The organism is Nostoc sp. CHAB 5715, assembly GCF_020829685.1.
In the GTDB taxonomy this organism is placed as follows: domain Bacteria; phylum Cyanobacteriota; class Cyanobacteriia; order Cyanobacteriales; family Nostocaceae; genus Nostoc.
In genome coordinates, this window is sequence record NZ_JAIVFR010001161.1 from 1 (window position 1) to 2,103 (window position 2,103).

Sequence of the window (2,103 nt, forward strand, 5' to 3'; positions counted from 1 at the left end):
AATTATTGGTAACGCCACCTCCCCATGTTTGGTGTGCAGAATTTTTGCACCAATTTTCATATCATGGATGCAGTTTTCTACGTCTTCTAGTTTTTCTGGGGTAACGAGGTCTGTTTTATTTAGGAGAATAATGTCTCCATAGGTAATCTGTTTTAAAGCAGCTTCACTATGGAAGTGTTCTTCATTAAACGCCTCAGCATCTACTACTGTGAGAATCGAGTCGAGGTTTGTAAAATCCCTTAACTCTGTACCTAAAAAAGTTAAGATAATTGGTAATGGATCAGCAACGCCAGTCGTTTCAATAACTAGATAATCAATACGGTCTTCTCGTTCTAAAACTCGATAAACTGCATCAACTAAATTATCATTTATTGTACAACAAATACAGCCATTAGTCAGTTCGACCATATCTTCGTCTACAGAAATTAGCAATTGGCTATCTATGTTAATATCACCAAACTCATTCACGAGTACGGCAACTTTTAAATCTTGTTTATTTTTGAGAATTTGATTGAGCAGTGTTGTTTTACCACTACCTAAAAATCCGGTGATAATGGTAACAGGCATTCCTTGTTTAGGAATATCAAGACTGGGGTTTGAAGTTGGTGCTGTTAGTTGAGTCATAATCAATTAAATCTTCCGTAAGTTTCAAAATTGTTAATAGTTTTAGTAATTGCTAGTAGTTAGTTTTTAAAAGTCCTACTAACTAACAACTATCTCCATAGGGTAGAGGTGGAATCCTCGCCAGAATCCCTTTTTGTAAAACTTCTGGTCGTTCCTGTCGTGCCACAATGCCATTATGGCTGGCATAATATTGTTCAGCAAGTTGCAGTATGGCATTAGCACTTTCTAGTGGTGGTAAATCACCAAACATCAGGCTAGTTTTATTGAGTGCAGTAAAAGCTATAGCACAAGGTCTTTTACAAGCACTCAAGCAGTCTACTTCTTGAATCACAAACTCAGATTGTAAAGACCAATTTTCAGACAAACTTAATAATTGCTTCAACAAATGCCAACCACCCCGTTCACCCACATAGTCGCGTTGAGTAGGAGAAAAGTAACAGGATTTGCAAACAAATAAAGCGTGTTTAGCCATAAAGAACATATCAATTATGCGAACTAGATATGGTAAGTACAACTCATAGCGAATTAACTTTGAAAATACTCTGCGTTCCACCGAAGTTATGATGCCTGCGACAAGCCACTCTCCGGGTGTCTACGGCGGAAGCCGCCGCTCATACTTCTCTCTGCGTCTACCTTTGCGTTACTCTGCGTTTAAAAAAGTTACGAACTTATGCAAAGCTGTAGTAATAAATTTTTGCTTTTGTCTCTCTGGCTTTTAAAGTACTGTTTTAGAGGTTATAGCCTCTTGTAAACGATGCAGCAGTTCATCTATATTTAGTACGCCCAAATCTCCAGATTGTCTAGTTCTTACACTCAAGTTTTGATTCTCTACCTCTTTTTTACCCACCACAGCAACAACAGGAATTTTTTCTAACTCTGCTGTGCGAATTTGCTTACCTAAACGCTCACCACTGCTGTCTATTTCTACCCTAATTCCAGCTTTGTTAAATAAGATTGCTACTGATTCTGCATATTCACGGAAATCATCACTCACAGGTAATAATCGCAGTTGTACTGGTGCTAACCATAAGGGAAAATCACCAGAATAATTTTCAATTAAAATCCCAAAAAAGCGTTCCAATGAGCCAAAAATAGCTCGGTGAATCATAATTGGTCGCTGGCGACTCCCATCAGCAGCAATATATTCCATATCAAAGCGCTCAGGTAAATTAAAATCTACCTGAATAGTAGAACATTGCCAGAGACGACCAATAGCATCTTTAATTTTGATGTCAATTTTGGGGCCATAAAAAGCACCACCACCTTCATCAACAACATAGTTCCAGCCTTTAGCATCCAAGGCTTGTTTAAGTGCTGTTGTTGCTAACTCCCATACTTCATCAGTTCCTACTGATTTATTAGGACGGGTGGAAAGATTTATCTCATAATTTTTAAAGCCAAAGTCAGATAAAATCTGTTCTGTGAGATTTAAAACTCCTAAAATTTCATCAGCAATTTGATTAGGCAAACAGAAGATAT

At 37.7% G+C, this 2,103-nt stretch carries 3 protein-coding genes; all 3 read right to left on the reverse strand.

From position 1 onward, the window contains the following. Positions 1-624 (reverse strand): GTP-binding protein (locus tag LC574_RS37200; RefSeq protein ID WP_229458636.1); only part of this gene is annotated, 624 nt, incomplete at its 3' end. Positions 625-706: 82 nt separating this feature from the next. Beyond that, positions 707-1,177: a DUF1636 domain-containing protein gene (locus LC574_RS37205; protein WP_229458637.1), complete on the reverse strand. Its 471-nt coding sequence runs from the start codon at positions 1,175-1,177 to the stop codon at positions 707-709. A gap of 162 nt (positions 1,178-1,339) precedes the next feature. After that, the coding region (locus tag LC574_RS37210; protein ID WP_267871816.1) for an aminoacyl--tRNA ligase-related protein at positions 1,340-2,103 on the reverse strand (764 nt) is incomplete at its 5' end.